At 70.8% G+C, this 23,326-nt stretch carries 21 protein-coding genes; 12 read left to right on the top strand and 9 right to left on the bottom strand.

The genetic code is table 11. The annotated features are described in order from the left end of the window. Nucleotides 1-223: 223 nt before the first annotated feature. Together OHA17_RS37480 and OHA17_RS37475 are read left to right on the top strand one after the other, a co-directional pair. Complete coding sequence (locus OHA17_RS37480; protein WP_398876987.1) at nt 224-493, top strand: GlsB/YeaQ/YmgE family stress response membrane protein; 270 nt, start codon at nt 224-226, stop codon at nt 491-493. 165 nt (nt 494-658) lie between these two features. Then, nucleotides 659-1,615, top strand: a complete 957-nt coding sequence (locus OHA17_RS37475; protein ID WP_406510225.1) for an SMP-30/gluconolactonase/LRE family protein — start codon at nt 659-661, stop codon at nt 1,613-1,615. Between the two features lie 32 nt (nt 1,616-1,647). Here the strand turns inward: OHA17_RS37475 and OHA17_RS37470 are convergent, their stop codons facing one another. Further along, a complete protein-coding gene (locus OHA17_RS37470) occupies nt 1,648-2,895 on the bottom strand; it encodes a serine hydrolase domain-containing protein (RefSeq protein ID WP_406510224.1) in 1,248 nt (415 codons plus the stop codon). A 278-nt stretch (nt 2,896-3,173) separates the two neighbouring features. Between OHA17_RS37470 and OHA17_RS37465 the strand changes: the two genes are divergently transcribed. Further along, nucleotides 3,174-4,163 carry an SDR family NAD(P)-dependent oxidoreductase gene (locus OHA17_RS37465; RefSeq protein WP_406510223.1) on the top strand — a complete coding sequence of 330 codons (990 nt, stop codon included), beginning with the start codon at nt 3,174-3,176 and terminating at the stop codon, nt 4,161-4,163. Nucleotides 4,164-4,218: 55 nt separating this feature from the next. Then, a complete protein-coding gene (locus OHA17_RS37460; RefSeq protein ID WP_406510222.1) occupies nt 4,219-4,383 on the top strand; it encodes a hypothetical protein in 165 nt (54 codons plus the stop codon). 113 nt (nt 4,384-4,496) lie between these two features. Here the strand turns inward: OHA17_RS37460 and OHA17_RS37455 are convergent, their stop codons facing one another. Together OHA17_RS37455 and OHA17_RS37450 are read right to left on the bottom strand one after the other, a co-directional pair. Further along, nucleotides 4,497-6,890 (bottom strand): ATP-binding cassette domain-containing protein, encoded by a 2,394-nt coding sequence (locus OHA17_RS37455; protein ID WP_406510919.1) that lies wholly within the window; start codon nt 6,888-6,890, stop codon nt 4,497-4,499. A gap of 198 nt (nt 6,891-7,088) precedes the next feature. Next, a complete protein-coding gene (locus OHA17_RS37450) occupies nt 7,089-7,451 on the bottom strand; it encodes a VOC family protein (protein WP_406510221.1) in 363 nt (120 codons plus the stop codon). Between the two features lie 207 nt (nt 7,452-7,658). Between OHA17_RS37450 and OHA17_RS37445 the strand changes: the two genes are divergently transcribed. After that, nucleotides 7,659-7,973: a hypothetical protein gene (locus tag OHA17_RS37445; protein WP_406510220.1), complete on the top strand. Its 315-nt coding sequence runs from the start codon at nt 7,659-7,661 to the stop codon at nt 7,971-7,973. 39 nt (nt 7,974-8,012) lie between these two features. Here the strand turns inward: OHA17_RS37445 and OHA17_RS37440 are convergent, their stop codons facing one another. Continuing rightward, a complete protein-coding gene (locus tag OHA17_RS37440) occupies nt 8,013-9,596 on the bottom strand; it encodes an MFS transporter (protein WP_406510219.1) in 1,584 nt (527 codons plus the stop codon). Between the two features lie 150 nt (nt 9,597-9,746). Between OHA17_RS37440 and OHA17_RS37435 the strand changes: the two genes are divergently transcribed. Then, nucleotides 9,747-10,766, top strand: coding sequence for an Lrp/AsnC family transcriptional regulator (locus OHA17_RS37435; protein ID WP_406510218.1), 1,020 nt, complete (start codon nt 9,747-9,749; stop codon nt 10,764-10,766). 10 nt (nt 10,767-10,776) lie between these two features. Here OHA17_RS37435 and OHA17_RS37430 read toward each other — a convergent pair whose 3' ends face one another. Then, nucleotides 10,777-11,028: a DUF5133 domain-containing protein gene (locus tag OHA17_RS37430; protein WP_398876995.1), complete on the bottom strand. Its 252-nt coding sequence runs from the start codon at nt 11,026-11,028 to the stop codon at nt 10,777-10,779. A gap of 151 nt (nt 11,029-11,179) precedes the next feature. On the opposite strand from OHA17_RS37430, the gene OHA17_RS37425 reads away from it, so the two are divergent. Both OHA17_RS37425 and OHA17_RS37420 read left to right on the top strand, forming a co-directional pair. Beyond that, nucleotides 11,180-11,632, top strand: a complete 453-nt coding sequence (locus OHA17_RS37425) for a PRC-barrel domain-containing protein (RefSeq protein WP_406510217.1) — start codon at nt 11,180-11,182, stop codon at nt 11,630-11,632. Nucleotides 11,633-11,816: 184 nt separating this feature from the next. Continuing rightward, nucleotides 11,817-13,139 (top strand): aldehyde dehydrogenase family protein, encoded by a 1,323-nt coding sequence (locus tag OHA17_RS37420; RefSeq protein WP_406510216.1) that lies wholly within the window; start codon nt 11,817-11,819, stop codon nt 13,137-13,139. A 79-nt stretch (nt 13,140-13,218) separates the two neighbouring features. Here the strand turns inward: OHA17_RS37420 and OHA17_RS37415 are convergent, their stop codons facing one another. Beyond that, a complete protein-coding gene (locus OHA17_RS37415) occupies nt 13,219-14,115 on the bottom strand; it encodes an aminoglycoside phosphotransferase family protein (RefSeq protein WP_406510215.1) in 897 nt (298 codons plus the stop codon). Between the two features lie 140 nt (nt 14,116-14,255). On the opposite strand from OHA17_RS37415, the gene OHA17_RS37410 reads away from it, so the two are divergent. Continuing rightward, nucleotides 14,256-16,184 (top strand): hypothetical protein, encoded by a 1,929-nt coding sequence (locus OHA17_RS37410; RefSeq protein WP_406510214.1) that lies wholly within the window; start codon nt 14,256-14,258, stop codon nt 16,182-16,184. A gap of 65 nt (nt 16,185-16,249) precedes the next feature. On the opposite strand, the gene OHA17_RS37405 is transcribed toward OHA17_RS37410, so the two are convergent. After that, nucleotides 16,250-17,059, bottom strand: a complete 810-nt coding sequence (locus OHA17_RS37405; protein ID WP_406510213.1) for an ABC transporter ATP-binding protein — start codon at nt 17,057-17,059, stop codon at nt 16,250-16,252. Nucleotides 17,060-17,061: 2 nt separating this feature from the next. Beyond that, entirely contained in the window at nt 17,062-18,852 is a 1,791-nt protein-coding gene (leuA, locus tag OHA17_RS37400) for a 2-isopropylmalate synthase (protein ID WP_406510212.1), read from the bottom strand. 182 nt (nt 18,853-19,034) lie between these two features. On the opposite strand from leuA, the gene OHA17_RS37395 reads away from it, so the two are divergent. From OHA17_RS37395 to proP, 3 genes are all read left to right on the top strand, one after another. Next, the gene (locus OHA17_RS37395; RefSeq protein WP_406510211.1) at nt 19,035-19,724 is read left to right on the top strand and encodes a FadR/GntR family transcriptional regulator; all 690 of its coding nucleotides are present in this window, start codon (nt 19,035-19,037) and stop codon (nt 19,722-19,724) included. A gap of 428 nt (nt 19,725-20,152) precedes the next feature. Further along, nucleotides 20,153-20,326, top strand: a complete 174-nt coding sequence (locus tag OHA17_RS37390; RefSeq protein WP_398877004.1) for a CsbD family protein — start codon at nt 20,153-20,155, stop codon at nt 20,324-20,326. A 376-nt stretch (nt 20,327-20,702) separates the two neighbouring features. Then, nucleotides 20,703-22,154: a glycine betaine/L-proline transporter ProP gene (gene proP, locus OHA17_RS37385; RefSeq protein ID WP_406510210.1), complete on the top strand. Its 1,452-nt coding sequence runs from the start codon at nt 20,703-20,705 to the stop codon at nt 22,152-22,154. Between the two features lie 32 nt (nt 22,155-22,186). Here the strand turns inward: proP and OHA17_RS37380 are convergent, their stop codons facing one another. Continuing rightward, nucleotides 22,187-23,086, bottom strand: a complete 900-nt coding sequence (locus OHA17_RS37380) for a GNAT family N-acetyltransferase (protein ID WP_406510209.1) — start codon at nt 23,084-23,086, stop codon at nt 22,187-22,189. Nucleotides 23,087-23,326: the final 240 nt, after the last annotated feature.

Raw genomic sequence — 23,326 nt, 5'->3', positions numbered from 1 at the left:
CGCGGTGAGCGGGGGTGACGTGCGGGCGCACTGCCCGGAGCGGCACCGCTCAGCGGGCGCGACTGCTCCCCATGCACTACCGATGCCCCCCCAATGGGCGATGCGGCGGGCATAGCGATTCCCGACCGGGGCACTCTTCCAGACAAGGCCCCCGGCCACCCGGAACGGCCCACCTCCTGCACCGCGCCGGCGCGGGCACCCCGACCTTGGGATGGGACTCACCATGAGCATCATTGCCTGGATCCTCATCGGCCTTCTCGCCGGCGCCATCGCCAAGGCCATCATGCCCGGCAGGGACCCGGGCGGCTGCCTCGTCACCATGGTCATCGGCATCGTCGGCGGGCTCCTCGGCGGGTGGCTCGGGAAGGTCATCTTCCACGTCCACTCCATCAACGGGTTCTTCCACCTCTCGACGTGGATCGCCGCCATCGTCGGCTCGGTCATCGTGCTCATCCTCTACCGCCTCCTCATCGGCAACCGAAGCCGCCACTGAGTCCCCTCCGGCCCCGGGACAGCACGTCTCAGCCACACATCAGCGGCTCACCGACAAGTCGGCGGAACTCCCCTCGCCCTGCCCCCTGTTGACGCACACTCTTACAGTGCCGGAAGATCCCGGAGCCGAAGTGTTGCCCAACAGCCAGCGCAGGGAAGGGAATTGATGAGGCCGACGAACATGCCCCGCACCTCGATACGGGGGCCGCGCGCGCTGCTCGCGGTCGCGCTGGCCGCCGCCGCGGCTCTGCTGCCACCGGCCCCCGCCCATGCGGCGCCCTCGTGCGGGACGACTGCGGCCGCGCCACCGGTGCAGGTCGCGCAGGTACCCGACTGGGCGGAGTCGATCATCGTCGACAAGCAGGGCCGCATGTTCGCCACCGCCTACTTCACCGGGCGCGTCTACCGCATCGACGCACCGGGCAGCGCTCCCGTGGCCCTCACCGGCGATATCGGCGCCAATGGCGGCATCGTCGTCCGCGACGACGGCCGGCTTCTCGTCGGCACCGGGAACGACCTCGGTCATTCACTCACCGGCGACCTCTTCCCGGTCTCGAAGCTCCTCCTGGTGGATCCGGACTCCGGCGAGGTCAGCACGTACGCCTCCGGGCTCGGCGGCATCGACGGAGTCGCCCTCGCGCCCGACGGCACCGTCTACACCACCACCGTGGGCGGCCGGAACATCGGCCGCGTCACACCCGACGGCCGGGTCGACCCGGCCTGGGCCCATGTCCTGATGCCGAACGGCATCGCCGTCTCCCCGCAGGGCGACGAGGTGTACGTCATCCAGACCACCCCGGCCCCGGCGCTGTACCGCATCCCCGCCGACGACCCGGCGCACCCCGAACGCTGGATCCCCACCGGCCCGTCCGACACCCTCGGCCTCCCCGACGGCCTCACCCTCGACAGCCGGGGCCGCCCCCTGATCGCCACCCACGCGGCCGGTCAGATCTGGCGGGCCGAACAGGGAACGCTCTGCTCCGTGCAGTCGGGCCTGTACCTCTCCACCCAGATCACGTACGGACACGGCGACCGCGGGTTCTCGGCGGGCAAGCTCTACCGGTCCGGCGTCGACGGGAAGATCTACGAAGTCCCGGCGGGGGCCGAGCCGGGGGCCCGATAGACAAGGCCCGATGGACAAGGTGGGCGCGCCTCTCAGAGACGCGCGTCCTCGACGGCCGGGATCACCTGGGCATCCCGCGCGTCTCCGGTGCGCGAGTGGCGCGGGGCAACAGCCGATCGTTTGCCGCAGAACGCGGGCTCAAGCGTGTCCATCAGCCCCTCCGTCACGGCACCGTTGTTGGAGGCGTTGGCGAAGACGACGACCGTGCGCTCCCCGCCCGGCGTGGAGAACGCCTGCGACTGGTAGCCCTGGACGATTCCGCCGTGGCCGAGCACCTTGCCGCAGGACAGGGAGATCTGCCGGATCCCGAGCCCGTAAGCGATCTTCGGCGTGCCCGTGGGCAGCACCCTGGTCATCTGCCGCAGCGAGTCGTCCGAGACCAGCCCTCCGGCGCTCCCGGCGAGCAGAGCGGTCAGGAAGCGGTCGAGGTCGCGCGCGGAGGAGACGATGCCGCCCGCGCTCCAGATCCAGGAAGCGGTCTGCTCGGTCGAGTCCAGGAGCGGCTTGCGGTGGTCGTCATGGGTCAGGTAGCCCGTGATGTGCCGGCCGGCGATGCGCTTCGCGGGCACGGTGAAGGACGTCCGGCGCAGCCCGAGCGGCGCGAAGATCTGCTCGCGCAACAGCTCGGCGTAGGGGCGCCCGGTGAGGTGCTCGGCGGCCAGCGCCAACAGGACGAAACCGGTGTTCGAGTACGCGTAGGCGGTTCCCGGCGCGTACTGCAACCCGTGCTTCACCGACCGGGCCACTAGATCCCGGGGCTCGTACACGGTGTTGCGGATGCGCGCCTCGAAGGCGGCCGTGGTCTCCTCTCCGCCCTGCTCAAGGAGATCGTTGATGTGGTCGTAGACTCCGGCGCGGTGTTCAAGGACCTGGCGTGCGGTGATCGGCCAGTTCTTCGGCAGCGTCCCGGCCGGCAGATAGTCGCGCAACGGCTCGTCCAGATCGAGACGGCCTTGTTCGGCCAGCCGCATCACGACGGCCGAGGTGAACATCTTGGTGTTGCTGCCGACCCTGAAGCGCGCATCCGCCCGCATGGGTGTGCCGTCCAGGTCGGCCTCGCCGACGGTCAGCGTCCGGTCGAGCCCTGGGTCGCGGTGATCCCGGATCACGGCGAATGCGCCCGGTGCGCCTGCCGCCATCACGCGTTGCAGCGCGGCGCGCACCCCGGCCGTGTCCGGCCCGGTCCGTGTCTGCGCGCCGGAGGCGAAGACCGCGCTCCCGGTCACGAGCGCGACAGCGGCCGCGAGTGTGGTCACCGAACGGGCGAGCCTTGTTCTCATCGCTGGAGCGTTCCTTCCGCATCCCGCCGCATCGCGGCGGCTTGTGGAGGGGCCCGAACGCGCGGCACCCTGTGCGGCCGAGATCGTATAGGTATGTCGGCTTTCCGCCCTGCGAGCGCGGACCGTCCGGCGTTTCGGCACCCGGGGTGTCGCCGCGTGTAGGTGAGCCATCGGTGAGCTGTCGGTGGGGGGTGTGAGGTTGAGGGCACCGCGGTCGTGGGGCAACCCGCCCCGCCCGCGCCCCGTCACTTCCCGCTTCCCCGGCTCAAGGAGCGTCCATGAGGCCCACCGCACCCCAGCCCCAACCATGGGACGTGCATCGCCCCCCGCGCGCCGAGGGCAAGATCTTCCTGGTGACCGGTGGGAACGCCGGCATCGGATACTTCGTCGCGGAGCAGCTCGCCGCTACCGGAGCCACCGTCGTGCTCGGCAGCCGGAACCCGGCGAAGGCCGAGGCCGCCGCGGTCTCCATCCGGTCCCGGGTTCCTGGTGCGCGGATTCGCCAAGTGCGCCTGGATCTGGCCGAGTTGACGTCCTTGCGACCCGCTGTGGAAACGTTGGAGCTGGACCATCTGGACGCGGTGGTCCACAACGCGGGGGTGGCGCTCGACGATCCGCCGCGCCGCGAGACCCGGGACGGGCACGAGCTGATGTTCGCCACCAACCACCTCGGGCACCTCGCACTGACCCGATGGCTCGCACCCCTGCTTTCGGCCGCACCGGCCGCCCGCGTCGTGACGGTGGGCAGCTTCGCGGCGAAGTCCGAGCGGCTCGATCTGGATGACCTGCAATCCGCCGAGGACTACCGGCCCAAGCGCACGTACGGGCGGTCGAAGCTGGCCCAGATGTACTTCGCCCTCGAACTCGACCGCCGGCTGCGCGCGTCCGGCAGCGCGGTGTCCAGCGTGGTGGTCCACCCCGGCGGCGCCCTGGACACACTCACCCCCTCGCGGCCACCCATACATGTGCGCACCGCCGGCGAGCGACTGCGCGGCCTGCCCGCAGGTGTCGTCCTCCAGGGCAAGCACGCCGGGGCATGGCCCGCGGTGAGAGCCGTTCTCGATCCGGGGATCGCGGGTGGCCGGCTGTGGGGACCGCGGGTCTTCGGCTTGCGCGGCAAACCGCGCTGCGAGCAGTTGTGGAGCCATCTCACCGACACGACCGTGGCGGCCCAACTGTGGGACACCAGTTGTGACTTGGCGGGTATCGACCCGAGCCTCGGGCTCGTCGCACGGGAAGCACGGGGGAACACAGGGGGCATGCTCTGACGATTCGAGGGCAGGCGCACCGTACGAGTGACGGTTCGAAGGGGAGGTTGCTCCGATGTCGGTGCTTGGGCGTTTTCCTGCCGGTGGCCCGCGCGGTTCCTGGCCGGCCGAGGAGTATGCGGCTCAGCTCAGGAGGCGTGGCCGCGCTGCCACGGTGGTGATGGACCTCGACAGCGACACGTTCCTCGTGGTCGAACACCGCCAGGACGAGGCGGCGTAACTGCAGCCAAGGGACTGGGAGTTGACTCCCTCACTGCCTGTCTTGCGAAGCCCGCGGCATCCTCTGCCCGCCCCGCCAAGTGGGGCGGGCAGAGGCGGATACGGAGACCTCAGTCACCCACCCACATACGCCGCCAGGTGCTCCCCCGTCAGGGTCGAGCGGTCGGCGATCAGGTCGGCGGGGGTGCCTTCGAAGACGATGTGGCCGCCGTCGTGGCCGGCGCCGGGGCCGAGGTCGATGATCCAGTCGGCGTGCGCCATAACCGCCTGGTGGTGCTCGACGACGATGACGGACTTGCCGGAGTCCACCAACCGGTCGAGCAGGCCGAGGAGTTGCGCGACGTCGGCGAGGTGCAGGCCCGTGGTCGGCTCGTCCAGGACGTACACACCGCCCTTGTCGCCCATGTGGGTCGCCAGCTTGAGCCGCTGGCGCTCGCCACCGGACAGGGTGGTCAGCGGCTGGCCGATGGTGAGGTAGCCGAGCCCGACGTCCACGAGCCGTTCGAGGATGCGGTGTGCGGCCGGGGTGTGTGCCTCGCCCGCGCCGAAGAACTCCTCGGCCTCGGTCACCGACATCGCGAGGACCTCGCTGATGTCGCGGCCGCCGAGATGGTAGTCGAGCACCGAGGCGTCGAACCGCTTGCCCTCGCAGTCCTCGCAGGTGGTGGCGGTGCCCGCCATCATGCCGAGGTCGGTGTAGATCACGCCGGCGCCGTTGCACGTGGGGCAGGCGCCCTCGGAGTTGGCGCTGAACAGCGCCGGCTTCACGCCGTTGACCTTCGCGAACGCCTTGCGGATCGGGTCGAGCAGTCCCGTGTACGTCGCCGGGTTGCTGCGTCGCGAACCCTTGATCGGGCTCTGGTCGACCGAGATCACGCCCTCGCCGGCCGGGATCGAACCGTGCACGAGCGAGCTCTTGCCGGATCCTGCGACGCCGGTGACGACCGTCAGCACGCCGAGCGGGATGTCGATGTCGACATCGCGCAGGTTGTTCGCCGTCGCGCCGCGGATCTTCAGTGCGTGACTGGACTCGCGCACCGTCTCCTTGACGATGGTCCGGTCGTCCAGGTGCCGCCCGGTGATGGTGTCGCCGGCCCGCAACGCCTCGACGGTGCCCTCGAAGCAGACCGCGCCGCCCGCCGCACCGGCGCCGGGCCCGAGGTCCACGACGTGGTCGGCGATGGCGATCATCTCCGGCTTGTGCTCGACGACGAGCACCGTGTTGCCCTTGTCCCGCAGGCGGAGCAGCAACTCGTTCATCCGCTGGATGTCATGCGGATGCAGGCCCGCGGTGGGCTCGTCGAAGACGTACGTGACATCGGTGAGCGAGGACCCGAGGTGGCGGATCATCTTGACGCGCTGCGCCTCACCGCCGGACAGGGTGCCCGCGGGCCGGTCGAGCGCGAGGTAGCCGAGGCCGATCTCGACGAACGAGTCGAGGGTCTGCTGGAGCGCGGTGAGCAGCGGCGCGACCGACGGCTCCTTGAGGCCGCGTACCCACTCCGCCAGGTCACGGATCTCCATCGCGCAGGCGTCCGCGATGCTGATCCGCTTGATCTTCGACGACCTGGCGCCCTCGCTGAGCCGGGTTCCGTCGCACTCCGGGCAGACGGTGAAGGTGACGGCGCGCTCCACGAAGGCCCGAATGTGCGGCTGCAGCGCCTCCTTGTCCTTGGCCAGGAACGACTTCTGGATCTTGGGGATGAGCCCTTCGTAGGTGAGGTTGACCCCGTTGACCTTCACCTTGACCGGCTCCCCGTAGAGGAAGTCCCGCAGCTCCTTCTTGGTGTACTCGCGGATCGGCTTGTCCGGGTCGACGAAGCCGGACTGGGCGTAGACCTGCACGGTCCACTGGCTGTCCGACTTCCAGCCGGGGATGGTGAACGCGCCTTCGGAGAGCGACTTCGAGTCGTCGTACAGCTGGGTGAGGTCGATGTCGGAGACCGCGCCCCGGCCCTCACAGCGGACGCACATGCCGCCGGTACGGCTGAACGTCGCCTTCTGCGCCTTGGTCTTGTTGCCCCGCTCTACGGTGATCGCACCGCTCGCCCTCACCGACGCGGTGTTGAAGGAGTACGCGCTGGGCGGGCCGATGTGCGGCTTGCCGAGGCGGCTGAAGAGGATGCGCAGCATCGCGTTGGCGTCGGTGGCGGTGCCGACCGTGGAGCGCGGGTCGGCGCCCATCCGCTGCTGGTCGACGGTGATCACGGTGGTCAGGCCGTCGAGCACGTCGACCTCGGGCCGTGCCAGGCTCGGCATGAAGCCCTGCACGAACGCGCTGTACGTCTCGTTGATCAGCCGCTGCGACTCGGCCGCGATCGTGTTGAACACCAGCGAGCTCTTGCCCGAGCCGGAGACACCGGTGAACACCGTGAGCCGGCGCTTCGGGATCTGGATGCTGACGTCCTTGAGGTTGTTCTCGCGCGCGCCGTGCACGCGGATCAGGTCGTGGCTGTCGGCAGCGTGCGGCGCAGGCGACTGCGGGTCCGTCCTCTTGGCCATGCTTATCGTGTTCTCCATCTGTGGGACGGGCCGCGTGCGCGGTTCCCGCCGGTGTCGCCCGACCCGGTCCGCCCGGCGCCGCGAGCACGTGCGGGCAGTACGTACGGTTCTACTTCGTCGCCGCGGCCGCGGCAATGGTCCGGCGTGGTCCGCGGGACCGGCCGGGGCGGGGCGGCGCCGCTCCGGCCGGCGGGCGGTCCGCGCTCATCGGTCCTGGAGCACCCCGAGGACGTTGCCGTCGGGGTCGGTGAAGGTGGCCACCAGGCGGCCGCCGCCCACGTCGCGCGGGGAGTCCTTCACCTTGGCTCCCGCGGCGGTCACCTCGGCGAGCTTCGCCTCGATGTCCGGCACGTGCCAGTACGCCGCCGGCCCGGTCATGCCCTGCTCCGCGCCGCCCGGGACCAGCCCGATCTGCTGTCCCTCGGCCTCGTAGCCGACGTAGTACGGCTCGTCGCTCTGCGGCGCCACGCCGAGCAGAGCGGTGTACACCGCCTTGGCCGCCGCCAGGTCGGAGACGGGGTGCAGCACGGTCTTGATGCCCTGGGTGGAAGAGCCGGTGGTGGTCATGATCGCTCCTGGATTCGTGGGTCACACCGCCCCGGTGTGCCTCATGACGACCACGCTAATTGCGGCCCGGTGGCCGCGCTTCTCCATTCCTGATCGGTTCGGGCACGTACCCCCGATGGCTGTGGGCGGGCGATCCGAAGCCCCTGGCCGAGATCGGCCAGGGGCTTGGGGACCCTGCGCGGGCGGACGGGACGCGATGATGACCCCATGAGCCTTCCCGATGCCATCACCTCCACCCTGGCCGCCCGCGACAAGGTCGACTTCGAGCAGGACTTCACGCGCACCCGTCAGATCATGACGTTCGTCCATACGACGGACGGCGCCGAGGCGGTCGAACTCGCCATGTTCGAGGGCCCGTTGCCCATCCCGGCCGTCGGGCAGACCGTCACCCTGTGGCTCACGGGCCATCCCCTCGTCGTCGAGCGCGTAGAAACCCACTACGGTCTCGGCGGCGCGGACACCCACCCCAAGCGGGAGCAGGTGGCCTCCGTCATCGTGTTCGTCGGTCCCCGAACTCGCTGATGTGCAGGGCCTGTTGACCTGCTGAGAGGTCGGGCCCGGTCACACCCCCGTCGACACCGAATCCCGCCGGGGGCTGGGCGCCGACGCCGCCGAGGGGCCGCCGCCGGTCACGCCCGTGGCCGCCCGGGCCGGCGGTCGTACGAGCGCCAGGACGATCAGCCCGCCGAGGGCCGCCGCGATGGCCGACAGCAGGAAGACGCGGTCGAGGCCGGTCGCGAAGGCCTGGTGCACGAGGCGCTGCGCCGCGTCGTGATGTGCGGCGGGTGCCGCGTCGACGAGGTGCTGCGCCTGACCCGCGGCCAGCGCGGCCGCGCCCTGGCCGGCGTCGGGCACCGTGCCGGAGTCGGCGAGCAGGGCGGCCGCGCGGTTGGTGAAGACGGCGCCGAGGACGGCGATGGCCAGAGTCATGCCCAGCTGGCGGAACGTGTTGACCGCACCGCCCGCCATGCCCGCCCGCTGGGGCGGCACGGTCGAGGTGGCGGCCGAGACGAGCACCGGCGTGGCCAGACCCACCCCGATACCGGTGACCACGAGGCCCCACAGGAGGGAGGCCCGCCCCGCGTCGGCGGTCATCCCGGCGCGCAGCAACAGCATGCCCGCCGCGACGAGGAGCAGTCCCGCACCGATCGGCACGCGCGGGGCAAGGCGCTGGATGTGGCGTCCGGCGAAGACGGCCACGACGAAGGACGCCGCGGCCAGCGGGGTCAGCGCAAGGCCCGCCGCGACCGGGCTGAGCCCCAGTACGGACTGAAGCCACAGCGAGACCAGGACCAGACAGCCGAAGGCGCTGCCCTGGAGCAGCAGCGCGCCGCTCATCAGACCCGCGAACGACGGCCGGCGCAGGAGCGCCAGGTCCAGCATCGGGGCGCCGCCGCGTCGCGCCGTACGGTGCTCGATCACCACGAACGCGACGAGCGCCAGGGCGGTGACGGCGAACGTCGCCAGGGTCTCGGCCCCGGTCCAGCCCGCCTCCCCGCCACGGATGAGTCCGTAGGTGAGGCTGCCCGCGGCGACGGTGAAGGCGGTCGCCCCGGCCAGGTCGACACGGGCTTTCGCGGATGCCGTACGGGGCTGGTCGGGCCGGACCACGCGCAGTGTCATGGCGATGGCGACGGCCGCGATGGGCAGATTGACCCAGAAGATCGTCGGCCAGCTGATGTGCTCGGTGAGCAGACCGCCGAGCAGCGGGCCGGCCGCGGCGGCGGCTCCGTTGGCCGCGCCCCACACCCCGAAGGCCGTACCCCGGTCCCTGCCCTGGTACGAGGCGAGCAGGAGGGCGGGAGCCGTGGCGAACATGGCGGCGCCGCCGATGCCCTGCACCACGCGGGCGGCGATCAGCACGCCCACGCTGGGTGCGAGGCCGCACACCAGGGAGGCCGCGGCGAAGAGGGCCAGGCCGTAGACGTAGAACCGCCGGTGGCCGAACCGGTCCGCGAGGGAGCCGGAGGCAAGGAGCAGGGCGGCGAGGGCCAGGGCGTATCCGTCGATCACCCATTGCAACGAGGTGAAGGAGGCGTCGAGGTCGTCAGCCATGCTGGGCAGTGCCACGTTCACGATGGTCACGTCCACCAGCAGGATGAAGGCGCCAAGGCAGACCGCCGTCAGGGGCCACCACTTGCGCATGTCAGGTTCTCCGATCGGATCGAGCAGGTGTCGGGGGCCTGAATCGCGCTCTTGATCGCGGCGTGGCCCCTGTGAGCGAGTCTTGGGTACCGCAGGCGATTCCCATGAGCCACGGCTGGCACTCTGCCCGGATCCGACATCATGGGTCCTGTGAAGACGTATCTCGACACCCTCGACCGCACGGATCGCGAACTGTCGGAGGAGGACCTGGCGCTCGCGCATGCCCTTCAGATCAACGGCCGGGCCTCGTTCCGCGAGATCGCCGACGCCCTCGGGGTGTCCGACCAGACGGCCGCCCGGCGCTGGTCGAGACTGCGCTCCGCCGGCAAGCTGCGGGTCCTGGGCCTGACCGACCCGCAGCGGCTCGGCGACTCCCCGTGGGTCGTGCGCGTACGGTGCACCCCCGATGCGGCGGCTTCGATCGGCGCGGCGATGGCCCGGCGCACGGACACCACGTGGGTCAACCTCAGCTCGGGCGGCACCGAGATCTCCTGCTCGGTGCGGACCCGGGGCGCCGGCATCGAGGAGTCACCGCTGCTGCAGAAGCTGCCGCGCACACCTCAGGTGCTGGACGTCTCGGCGCACTGCCTGTTGCACGTCTTCTTCGGCCAGGACCTCGGCACCATCAACAAGAGCGGACCTCTGACAGCCGCGCAGGTCGCACAACTCACGCCTCCCCTCGCCCCGGTGCGGGCCACGGCCGACACACCCGCGGTGACGCTGGACGACAGCGACCGGCAGCTGCTCGATCTGCTGGCGCGGGACGGCCGGGCGGCGCCCGGTGAACTGGCCGCCGCGACCGGCCTGTCGCCCTCGACGGTGCGCCGTCGCATCACGGAACTCAGAACGGCCGGGGTCCTCTACTTCGACGTCGAGTACCACCCGGACGTCCTGCAGCGGAACTTCCGGGCGGCCCTGTGGCTGGAGATCGACCCGTCCCGCCTGGCGGAGGCCGGCGAGGCGCTCGCCGCGCACCCGCAGGTGTCCTTCGCCGCCGCCGTGACCGGCACGGCCAACCTGTACGCCAGCATCGACGTCCCGACGGCGCAGCTCTTCTACCGCTACCTCACCGAGTCGGTGGCCACCCTGCCCGGCCTGCGCCACACGGCGACCGTCCCCATCCACCGCACCCTCAAGGGCCCCGGCCCCTACCTCCCGACCAGGGCATAGCCCGCGCTCGTCAGACAGCCCGGTCCGGGGCCAGGGCAACGTTCGGCAGCACCACACCGCGGCTGTGTGCGAGATGCCGCTCGGCCGCCTCCACGGCGGCGGCGGTGGTCCGCTCCCCCATCAGGACGCACAGTGTGTACGCCGCGTCGTCCCGCGCCTGTCGCGCGCGGGCGTCCCACGGCGACTGGGCGGCCCTGCGTTCCCGGCTGCGCAGGAGGGCCAGGAGTTCATGGACGACGTACCAGTGGGGCGACAGCATCATCTGCTCCGGGATCGGACGAAGGACGAGGAAGGTGTGGCGGTGTCGACGCCCCTCCGGGCGCCGGAGTCACCGTCGGACGGTGGCCGGCCCTGGAGCGCCTTCCATCGTGACCCCACACCCGCACGGTCCGCACCCCGGAACGTCACACTGTGTGAGCGGGCGCATGGTGGCCGAGGTGGCGGCACTCGCGCCGCCGACGTACGTTCACGGCAATCAGCGACGGCCCGTCCACCCGCACCGGAGAGGCACGATGGTGAGCGACGAGATCTGGAAGTTTCAGCCAACTGCCGGGTACCGGGCGGGAGTTGACCTCGTCGGCTACCGGGTGGAAGCCACCGACGGTCACATCGGGAAGATCGACAAGCACTCCGAAGCCGTCGACGCCGCCCACCTCGTGGTCGACACCGGAGCGTGGATCTTCGGCAAGCACGTACTCCTGCCGGTCGGAACCATCGAGCGCATCGAGGCCGGCACGGAAACCGTCCACGTGAACCGGACCAAGGACGAGATCCGAAGCGCTCCCGAGTACGACGCGGCCAAACATGCCGGTGAGCCCTCCTACCTGGAGCAGTTCGGGCGGTACTACGGCCGGCCCCACATGTAGATCAGGGATCGTCCCGCCGGTTGCCCCGCGCCCGTACCGGACCCGTCACGCAAAGTATTTTCCGTCGATCTCCGTCGATCCGGAATTTATTTACGAACCTCAATGGTTGGCATATGCATCGAACCAATCGGCTCGACCTCACCGCCCTCCCGGCGGTCGGGTCGGCACTGATCAGCGAGGCACCGTGAACGACCACACCCCCGAGCAGCCCGCCGAGATCGTCGCCCGGCTGCGTGCCACCTTCCGCTCCGGCCGCACCAAGCCCGTCGAGTGGCGCACCACCCAGCTGCGCCGGCTGCGCGAGATGCTCACGATCCACGGCGCCGACCTCGCGGAAGCCCTCCACGCCGACCTGGGCAAGAGCTCGACCGAAGCCTTCCGTACCGAGATCGACTTCACGATTCGCGAGATCGACCACACCCTGGAGCACCTCGCCGAGTGGCTGCGGCCGGAGTCCGCCCCGGTTCCCGCGCACCTCGGCCCGGACGCGTCGGCCTGGACGCAGTACGACCCGTTGGGCGTGGTCCTCGTCATCGCTCCCTGGAACTATCCGGTCCAGCTCCTGCTGACCCCGATGCTCGGCGCGCTGGCCTCCGGGAACGCGGTCGTCGTCAAGCCCAGCGAGCTGGCCCCCGCCGCCTCCGCGGCCATCGCCCGCCTGCTCCCGCAGTACCTCGACACCGCCGCGGTCGCCGTCGTCGAAGGCGCCGTACCCGAGACCACCGCGCTGCTCGCCGAGCGCTTCGACCACATCTTCTACACCGGCAACGGCACGGTCGGCCGCATCGTGATGCGGGCCGCCGCCGAGCATCTCACCCCGGTCACCCTCGAACTGGGCGGCAAGTCCCCGGCATTCGTCGACCGCGGCGCCGACCTGTCCGTCGTCGCCGACCGGCTGGCCCGGGGCAAGTTCCTCAACGCCGGCCAGACCTGTGTCGCGCCCGACTACGTCCTGACCGACCCGGAGACCGCCCGCTCTCTGGAGCCCCTGTTCGCCCGCGCCGTCGAGGCACTGTTCGGCGCCGAGCCGCAGAGCTCCAAGGAGTACGGCCGGATCGTCAACGAGCGGCACTTCGACCGGCTCAGCTCGCTGCTCGACTCGGGCCGTGCCGTGACCGGCGGCGCCACCGACCGGGCCACCAAGTACATCGCGCCCACCGTCCTGGCCGACGTCGACCCCAAGGCGCCGGTCATGCGGGAGGAGATCTTCGGCCCGATCCTGCCGATCGTCACGGTGGCGGGCCTGGACGAGGCCATCGAGTTCATCAACGACCGCGACAAGCCGCTGGCCCTGTACGCCTTCACCGACTCGGACACCACGCGCGAGCGCCTGGCCGCCGAGACGTCGTCCGGAGGCCTCGGGTTCGGCCTGCCGCTCGCCCATCTGACCGTCTCCGACCTGCCGTTCGGCGGAGTCGGCGAGAGCGGCATGGGCAGCTACCACGGCCGCTACTCGATCGAGACGTTCAGCCACCGCAAGTCCGTCCTGGAGAAGCCGCTCGCCTGAGCCCGCCGCGCCCCGGACAGGTCGACGACCCGCCCGGGGCGCCACCGCGCGCTCTCAACTCCCGCACACAGCACGTCAGTTACTCAGCCAGGACTTCGCGGATCACATGGCGGGCGTTGTGCGCCATCGCCGGGTTCGTCGTGCGGTAGTAGGGCAGCGCGATCAGCGCCTGGGAGAGCGCTCGCGCCCGGCCGCGGTTCCAGGTCGCGTCGTCCACACCGACGGCCTCGCGGAAGACCCGCCTCGCACCGGGCGGGAGCAGGTTCCACGCGGGGAACAGATCGCAGGCCGGGTCGCCCATCCCCAGGCAGCCGAAGTCGATCACTGCGGTGAGCCTGCCCGCGTCCACCAGGAGGTTGCCCGGCATGAGATCGGCGTGCAGCCACACCGGCGGGCCGCCCCAGCCCGGGGCCCGCACGGCGTCCTCCCACACGGCCGCCACGGCATCGCAGTCGATGCCCTCCTCCGGAATCGCCCGAAGCTGCTCGATCGCCGCGCGGGTGTCGGTGTCGAGCGACCCAAGTCCCCCTCCCCGGTGTGCTGTTGGCGCCCCAAGCAGGGTGATGCTCCGCATCGCCGTCACGAATCCGGCGAGATCCCTGGCGACGAGTACCGGCTCGGTGAGCGCCCCGGCTTCGGGGGTCTCTCCGCCCAGCCACCGGTACACCGACCATGGCCACGGATACCCCTCAGCCGGCTCCCCGACGCCGACCACCTCGGGAATGGCAGTGGGCAGCAGTGGCGCGAGGCGAGGCAGCCACTCCTGCTCCAGCGCCACGTCCGGGGCCCCGCCCTCGACCAGCGGCAGCCGTACGACCATGTCGTCGCCCAGGCGATACATGGCGTTGACGGTCCCGCCGGACGGAAACCGCTCCACCGCGAGCCCGGCCCACTGCGGCAACTGCCCGGCGATCAGCGCCCGTACGAGGTCGTCGTCCACGGGGTGCTGACCGTGATGCATCTGCTCTGCGCTCATGGGCCGCCATCCCACCGCCGGGTGCGGCCGAGCGTCAAACCGTTTTGCGACCGTGGCCGTGGCCCCCTGTCCGGGCAGCTCGGGCCCTGCGGATAACCTCTGCGCTCGACACGGTCTTGGTTTCAGGTGGGGAGTGGGGCATGCAGCACCCGGAGTGCGGCGACGAACGGCTGGCGGCGGAGGGAGAGGTGTCGGTGGCCAGGCTCGCCCTCCACAGCGACGACCTCCCCCACGCGGCGAAGCACCTGGCCGACGCCATGCTCGGCGAGCCGCAACTGCCCGAGTTGCACGAGGCCCTGGCGGAGCTGTGCGCGAAGGCGGGCGGCGCCGCCGCGGCCCGGGACCTCTTCCCCCTCGAAGGGGACACGTACCTGGGCACGCTGGTCTGCCGGGCCCACGTCGAGGCGGCCGCAGGGGACCGGGACACCGCGGTCGGGCTCATCGCCTCGGCCATCGGCTTCGCACCCGGCACGCCCTGGGCCGACGCGGCCTGGCTCACCGATCCCGCACTGGCCCGGGTGCTCAGCCCGGACGCGCTGGCGCAGTCCGTGTCCCGGGTCGCGGGGCATCTGCCGGACCCGCTGCCCGAGGAACAGCGGCCCGCGGTGCGGCCGTTCGAGCAGTTGGTGCGGGCCGTCGCCGCGCGTCACCCGGACCACGTCCTGCTGTCGGCGATGGCCTCCGGCCTCGTGCGGCGGCTCGGCGACACGGCCGAGGCCGTCCGGCTCGCCGAGCACGCCCGGCGGACCGGCCCGGGATACCTGCCCGCCGTGATGCTCGGCAACGCCCTGCGCTCGGACGGCCGCCCCGACGAGGCCCTCGTGGTCTGGGAAGCGCAGCTGGCCCAGGAGTTCGACAACTACCTGGCAGTGGACGTGGCCGAGCTGTACGCCGCCACCGGGCGCCCGGCCGAGGGACTGCCCTGGCTGGAGCGGGTCCTTGCCGCCGAGCCGGACCACCCCAAGGCGGCCCCGGCGCTGCACGGCCTGCGCCACCAGATCGACGGGAACATCGCGCATCTCCTCGCCCTGTCCGACCACTACCGCGCTCACCCCGACCACGACTACGCGGCCGATCTGCTGGCCCGGCTCAGCCGGCAGCGGCCCTGGCTGGGCATGGTCCACTCCGCCATGGAGGCGACCGTCAACGTCCTCCACCAGTTCCTGAGCTCGCCCAGCAGCAGCCGGGACAACGAAATCGCGTGTACCGCTTCCCAGTTGGAGCCGCCCAGCTCGCAGCTGGCGATGCGGCTCGCCTTCCCGCGCGCCACGGTCGAGTACCAGTCGCTGCCCGAACCCGACCCGCGTCGACCGCTGCGCGAAGTCGCCACACGCATATGGGAGTACGACGGTCTCCTCCCGCGCCCCGCCGTCCCGGCCCCAACGGCCGAGGCGGCCGAACTGATCCGGGCCTCCGCCGAGATCACGTGGCCCACGATGCCCGCCGCGTACGACCACGCGGTCCGCCTCGCGGGACTTCCGCTGGCCGACCTGCTCGGCGTGCTCGCCCACCCGCCGGCGCCGCGCGAGGACGAGTTGGGGCGCGCGCTCCTCGCCCATCAGCCCGAGCTGTGGGTCCGCGCCGTGCAGGCCTTCGCCTGCCTCGGCATCGCCCACCACCGCACGGACCAGCCCTGGGCGGAGTCGGAACGCCGCCGGGTGCTGCTCGATCTGCTCCTCGGCTCCGAGGACTGGGTCAATGAGGCGGCCGCCTTCGCCCTGGTCGCCGTCGCGTGGACGACCCCCGACACCCGCGCCGACATCGGGATGCGGCTGCTGGAGCGCCTCCTCGACGTGGGCACCAGCGCCCGGCAGCGCGAGGTGACGATGCTTCAGTCGATGTGCGCGCTGATGCTCTGCTGCCCTTGGGGGGACGATTCCGCGCTGGATCTGGCCCGCGCCATGGTCGCACACGACGCCGAGGAGGAGGCGGGAATCAGCGCAGCCCTCGAACAGACACCACCGCGGCCCGTCGACGAGGCCACCGCGGAGCGGGCTCCCCGGAACAGTCCCGCCGAACCGGCCACACCCCGCCCGGGCCGCTTGAAGCGCCTCTTCGGCCGCGGCTGAGAGGAACACCCGCCTCCTGCGCGAGGGCCGTTGTCACACCAACCGGCGTGCGCCCCTAGCCCCCGTCAGCCCACCCGCTCCCGGGCCTCCCGGCCCGCCCTCACGTTCCAGCGGCCGTCCGCGCGGGTTAGGTGGATCGGGTGGGCGAAGCACGTGCTCACCTGGTCGCTGGTCAGGATGTCCTCCGCCGGGCCAAGGGCCAGCGCGCGGCCCTCGCGCAGCAGCATCACGTGGGTCGTGCCCGGCGGAAGTTCCTCCAGGTGGTGGGTGACCAGGACCGACGACAGTTCCTGGTCGGCGCGTTGGAGCGCGTCGACGCGTTCGATGAGCTGCTCCCGTCCGGCGACGTCGAGGCCGGTCGCCGGCTCGTCGAGCAGGAGCAGGCGGGGGCTCGGCATGAGGGCCCGCGCGATCAGCGCCCGGCCTCTTTCGCCCTGGGACAGGGTCGGCCACCGGGCCTCGTGCCGTTCGGCGAGGCCGAGCAGAGCGATGAGCTGCTCGGCCCGCGCGGCCTGCTCCGCCGTGGGCGTCCAGCGCGGCACCCACTCACTCGTATTCGTCAGCCCGGTCAGCACCACATCACGGACCTTGAGAGGAGAGCGCACCGCATGCCGTGGGTCGACATGGCCGATGTACGTGCGCAGTTGGCGCATGTCGACTCGGCCGAGTGCGTGTCCCAGGACCTCGACGGTGCCCCGGGTGGGGTGCACGAGCGCTCCGAGAAGGCTGAGCAGCGTGCTCTTGCCCGCGCCGTTGGCGCCGAGCAGCGCCCAGTGCTCTCCCGGCCGTACGGTCAGCGACACGTCGCGCAGAATCGGCTTGCCGTCGCGGACGACGTCGACGTTCTTCACCCGGATCACGGGGGTCGCGTCCATGGTCAGCCCCGCCCGGCACGGTTGACGGCGGCCATCACCGCGTGGACCGAGGCCGAGAGGATGGAGGTGTCCCAGCCCGCACCCCAGCACATGACGTCACCCACCCGGCATTCTGCGTAGGCGACGGCGGGGCTGCCCGGCCCGGTGCCTGTGGAGTGCTCGGCGTAGGTGAGGATGTCGACCGCGATCCCGGCCGTCGCGAGGGCATCGGTGAAGGCCGACAGCGGCCCGTTGCCGGTTCCGTACAGCGTGCGCTCCCCACCGTCCCTGCGCAGGACGCAGCTGAACTCGTGCTCGCCCGGCCGGACTTCGCCCGTCTCCCAGGAGACCAGCGTGCAGGGACCATCCGCACCGGGTGTGATGTAGGTGGTGCGGAACAGTTCCCACAGGTCCTTGTGCGAGAGCTCCCGGCCGCCGGCGTCGGTGGCCCGCTGCACCGTGCGGGAGAAGTCCGGGCGCATGGCCTTGGGCAGGTCCAGGCCGTGGTGGGTGTGCAGCAGATGGGCGATGCCGCCCTTCCCGGACTGGGAGTTGATGCGGATGACTTCCTCATACGTACGCCCGATGTCACTCGGATCGATCGGCAGATACGGCACCTCCCAGGGCGCCTCCCGCGCCGGGACGCCCAGCTCCGCCGCCCGCTTCGTGTGGTGGGCCATGCCCTTGGAGATGGCGTCCTGGTGTGTTCCGGAGAACGCGGTGTGGACGAGGTCGCCGCCGTAGGGGTGGCGCGGGTGGACCGGCAGCCGGTTGCAGTGCTCCACCACCTCGCGCACGGCGTCGATGTCGGAGAAGTCGATCATCGGGTTCACTCCCTGCGCGTACAGGTTCAGGGCCAGCGTGACCAGGTCGACGTTCCCGGTCCGCTCACCGTTGCCGAACAGGCAGCCTTCCACGCGCTGCGCCCCGGCCAGGACGGCGAGTTCGGCGCAGGCGACACCGGTGCCCCGGTCGTTGTGCGGGTGCACGGAGAGGATGACCGAGTCGCGCCGCGCCAGGTGGCAGTGCATGTACTCGATCTGGTCCGCGTACACATTGGGCGTGGCGATCTCCACCGTGGCCGGCAGATTGTGCACCACCGGCCGGTCGGGGCTCGCCTCCCACAGCTCGGTCATGCTGTCGCAGACTTCCAGGACGAAGTCCGGCTCCGTGAGGTTGAAGACCTCGGGTGAGAACTCGAACCGGACGTCGGTGCCCCGCAGTTGCTCGGCGCGCCGCATCAGCTGGGTCCCGGCTTCCAGGATCAGTCGGTGCACCTCGGCCCGGGAACGCCCGAGGACCACGTCCCGCCACACCGGCGCGGTGGCGGTGTAGAGGTGGATCAGGGTGCGCGGCAGCCCTTCGACGGAGTCGATGGTCCGGTCGATCAGGTCGCGGCGGGCCGGGGTGAAGACGGAGATGGTCACGTCCTCGGGTACCGCGCCACTCGTCGCCAGATGGCGTACGAAGTCGAAGTCGGTCTGGCTCGCCGAGGGGTAGCCGACCTCGATCTCCTTGAATCCCATGGTGACCAGGAGGTCGAACATCCGCCGCTTGCGCGCGGTGTCCATGGGCTCGGCGAGTGCCTGGTTGCCGTCGCGCAGGTCCACGGGCACCCACAGCGGGGCCCGTTCGAGCCGCCGCGACGGCCAGGTCCGGTCGGTCAGCGGCAGCGCGACCCGATCGTGCGCGGGCCGGTATCGGTAGTGCGGCATCGCGCTCGGGCGCTGCGGATTCCAGGCGGGCGCGTCCTGCGGTACTGCGGCGGACGGAGTGCGGAGCGTGGGGAACGTCCCGGTTCCGGGGGAAGTCATGAGACGGAGCTTCTTTCGGTCAGCCATGTGGTGACCGGCGCGGCCTGGCACCCGCTGCGGGGTGCCGGTCGTGTCAGACCCCGCAGCGGCAGCCGAGAAGGAGCTCGTGCAGCAACATGCCGGTACAGTAACCACAGTTGAACTCCTCAGACAACCTGAGAACTGAAAGAAGGTGACCTCGGATGCCGCTGGGCGCTCTGCGGCCAACTCCCCTGGTCGAGCAGGCCACTGACCGGCTGCGCGAACAGATCGCCGGGGAGGAGTGGCCCGTGGGGACGAAGCTCCCCGGCGAGACCTCGCTCGCGCGAATCCTCGGCGTCGGGCGCTCGACGGTCCGGGAAGCGCTGCGCGCGCTCGCCGGAGCGGGTCTTGTACAGGCACGCCAGGGCTCCGGCGTGTTCGTCATCGCCACAAGCCCCAGGGAGGACTGGTCCAGCCGGCTCCGCCGGGCAGCCGTGGCCGACGTCTACGAAGTCCGTATGGTCATGGAGGTCGAGGCGGCCCAGCTGGCGGCTCGGCGGCGTACCGATGAGGATCTCGGCGCCATCGAATCGGCGCTGGCCGGGCGGCGGAGCGCCTCGGACGGCAGCAGCGCGGAGTTCGTCGACGCCGACATCGCCCTGCACGCGGCCGTGGTCGCCGCAGCGCACAACCCCGTCCTGACCGCCCTGTTCACCGAATTCGTCCCCGCGCTGCGCCAGGGCCTGATCGACCTGGTGGACCTCCTCGGCCTGCGGGCCGACGAGCCGAACCATGGGGACGCCGGGCACGCCGCCCTCGTGGACGCCATCGCCGAGGGCGACGCCGAGGCAGCGGGACACGCCCTGCGCGAGGAGCTGCGTCAGACGCTGACGCAGCTCCAAGCGGCCTGATCGCCGGGGTGTGGGTCGTCAACGAGCAGTATTTCAACGGGAGTTGGAGGCATGACTCCGCAGCGGACCGACTACCGGTGTCGGCCGGGACGAGCGCGATCGATGACGGGACGCAGGCCCACTTCGAGGTGGGCCCGGACCTGGGATCGCATCGGTGGGCGCCGGCCCGACGCGGCCAGCCTCACGAAGTGCGGCTGGCCCTGGGCCCCGTACCAGATCGCCCCCTTGAACACCGTCTCGTGGCCGGGCCTGCCGGGGGGCTCCGGTGGCCAGTCGGGGAGTTCGAGCGACGACTTCACCGCCCACGCCCTGCGGGCGCCGGCCGGGCCGCTGCCATCTTTTACGTAGTCCGCCTGTTTAAGATCCGCTGGAACGGCGATGCGTATCTATGTCGGATTACGCGATCGACCGCATGTGGAGGTATTTCCATGTCGAGCGACGAGAAGGCCAAGGCGAAGGCCGAGCAGGCCAAGGGCAAGGCGAAGGAAGCGCTCGGGCGCATGGTGGGCAACGAGCGCCGCACCGCGGAAGGGCGTATCGACCAGGCCAAGGGCGACGCCCGGCAGGCCAAGGAAAAGGCCAAGGACGTCTTCAAGGACTGAGGCATCGGCCGAGAGCCGAATGCGGCGAGCGTGGCGCGGACGTGTCGCGTCACGCTCGCTTTTGCGTGCCGCGACACGCGCTTTGCGCGACTGGAAAACACGCTCGCATTTGCGGCGGGTCGGATGGCCGGGATATCCGACGCCAGCGGTGGAGAAATTTGCTGGAATTCCTCCTACGGAGTTCGGATTCGACCGCCTGCTGCCCTGAGCCCGCCCTCGCTCCACGAGTCCCTTTTGCTGCGATTGGGGACCTGAGTCCCGCTGCCGCCCCGGGGCTTTGGTCCGGCGACTGGGGACGTTCACCGCGCAACCGCGTCGCGTCGAGGTAGTTCCATGTAGGGCGCACCCTTCTATCGCCTAACGAAAGAGTCACTGCGTGCTGAGCACCGAGGATCATCCGCCCGAGGCAGTCGCCAGGCACCGTTCGCTGTTCCGGGCGGTCCACCGCAGACGCAATCCCGTACTGCGCCGTTCGGACATCACCGTCACGGACGAGGCCGCCGTCAAACGCGCGGTCAAGGCCACGGCGCTGGGCAACGCCATGGAGTGGTTCGACTTCGGGGTGTACTCCTACCTCGCCGTGATCATCGGCAAGGTGTTCTTCTCCGGCGCCGGCGACACCGTGCAGGTCATCGCGTCACTGGCGACGTTCGCCGCGGCGTTCCTGGTCAGGCCGCTCGGCGGCATGTTCTTCGGGCCGCTCGGCGACCGGGTCGGCCGGAAGAAGATCCTGGCCCTCACCATGATCATGATGGCTGCGGCGACACTGTCCATCGGCCTGATCCCCAGCTACGCGACCATCGGCGTCTGGGCGCCCGTCCTGCTGATCCTCTGCCGCATGGTCCAGGGTTTCTCGACGGGTGGTGAGTACGGCGGGGCCGCCACGTTCATCGCGGAGTACGCGCCCGACAAGCGCCGCGGGTTCTGGGGCTCTTTCCTGGAGTTCGGCACGCTGATCGGCTACACGGTGGCCGCCTCGCTCGTGACCGCCCTCACCCTGCTGCTCAGCGACGACGCGATGCAGCAGTGGGGCTGGCGGATCCCGTTCCTGGTGGCGGGGCCGCTCGGGCTCGTAGGCCTCTACCTCCGACTCAGGCTCGACGAGTCACCCGCGTTCAAGAAGCTGGAGGAGGCGGGCTCCCCCACCGCCGAGCACGAGAAGGTGCCGCTCAAGCGCATCCTCTTCGGCAACGGGCGGGCGATGCTGCTCTGCCTGGCACTGGTCGCCGCGTTCAACATCACCGACTACATGCTGCTCTCGTACATGCCGACGTACCTCTCGACGCTCGGCTTCAACGAGACCGGCGGGCTGATGTCCATCGTGGTCGTGATGATCGTCCTGATGGCGCTCATCAACTCCGTCGGCCGGCTCTCCGACCGGGTCGGCCGCAGGCCGGTCCTCATCGGCGGCTCGCTCGGCTTCATCGTGCTCGCGGTGCCCAGCTTCCTGCTGATCAAGCAGGGCGGCACGGCCGCGGTCTTCGTGGGGCTCCTCGCTCTCGGCCTCGCCCTGGTCTGCTACCTGGGCACCATGTCCTCGGCGCTGCCCGCGCTCTTCCCCACCGCGATCCGCTACGGCTCCCTCTCCATCGGGTTCAACATCTCGGTGTCGCTGTTCGGCGGCACGACGCCGCTGGTGGTCCAGGGGCTGATCGGCGCCACCGGCAACGACCTGATGCCGGCGTTCTACACGATGCTGGCCGGGCTGGTCGGCCTGGTGGCCGCGCTCGCCATGAAGGAGACGGCCCGCAAGCCGTTGGAGGGCTCCCCGCCCTCGGTGGCCACGGACGAGGAGGCGGCGGAACTGGTCGCGGCTCAGCGCGGCTGACAGGTGCGGTCGTTCGGCCGCAGGGCTTGGCGTCAGCGCGGCGAGGGCTCGGAGATGCGCTTCTCGAACCAATGGTGGGCGTAGGGCTCGTCATTGAAGGCGGGAACCTCCTCGAAGCCGCACGAGTGGTAGAGGCCGATCGCGGCGCTGAGCGCCTTGTTGGTGTCCAGGCGCAGTACGTCACGGCCGTGCTCGGCGGCCCGTGCCTCCAGCTCGGTCAGGAACCGGCGGCCGAGGCCGAGGCCTCGCGCGGCGGGCGCCACCCACATGCGCTTGATCTCGGCCGGGGCGCCGGCCGGCAGCTTCAGGCCGGCACAGCCGATCGGCTCGCCGTGCATCCGGGCGACGAGGAACAGGCCGCGGGGAGGCCGGAGTTCACCGGCGTCGGGCAGCAGGCTCAGCCCCGGGTCGAAGCCCGTGTCGAACCGCTCCTGCAACTCGGTGAAGTACGACAACAGACAGTGCTTGGCGTCGGGGCTGTCCGGGTCGACGGCGTCCACCATGACCGTCGCGGCGGTCAGCAATCGGTCGACCTCGGCCATGGCCGCGACCAGGCGGGCGCGCTGAGCGGTGTTGAGCGGTTCGAGCAGGGAACCCGCCAGTTCATCGCTGCGCCGGTCGAGCACGGCCCGCTCCGCGCGGCCCGCGTCGGTGAGCTTGACGGTACGCACCCGCCGGTCCTGGGGCTGCGGCTCGACCGTCACGAGCCCGTCGCCCTCCAGGGAGCGCAGCAGTCGGCTGACGTACCCGGAGTCGAGCCCGAGGCGCTCGCGCAGTCCCCGTACGTCCTGCCCCTGCTCGCCGATCTCCCAAAGGAGCCGGGCCTCGCCGATGGGGCGGTCGCGGCCGAGGTAGCGGTCGTGGAGCGCCCCCACGCGTTCGGTGACGGTGCGGTTGAAACGGCGTACCCGCTCGATATGCCCTGCGTCCATTCTCTGACCATAGTCAGAGAATGACCGGAGTGCCAGCGGTGGGCGGCGAGGCAGGGGCGCCCGAGGTCAAGATCGGCCATGGGTGCGTAAATCCAGCGTGCTGACTTACACCACCACCGGGATCACTCCCGGCTGCCGGGGTTCGAACCCGGACCACTGAACCCGAAGTACCCATCTCCTACGCACCGGGCGCCCCTGCTCGGTCACCGTAACCGGACCAGACCCGGCAGGGCATGCGAT

The sequence above is a fragment of the Streptomyces sp. NBC_00212 genome (assembly GCF_045206365.1).
Taxonomy (GTDB): Bacteria; Actinomycetota; Actinomycetes; order Streptomycetales; family Streptomycetaceae; genus Streptomyces.
The sequence above is the reverse complement of the archived record's forward strand: the minus strand, read 5'-3'. Positions and strand labels throughout refer to the sequence as shown.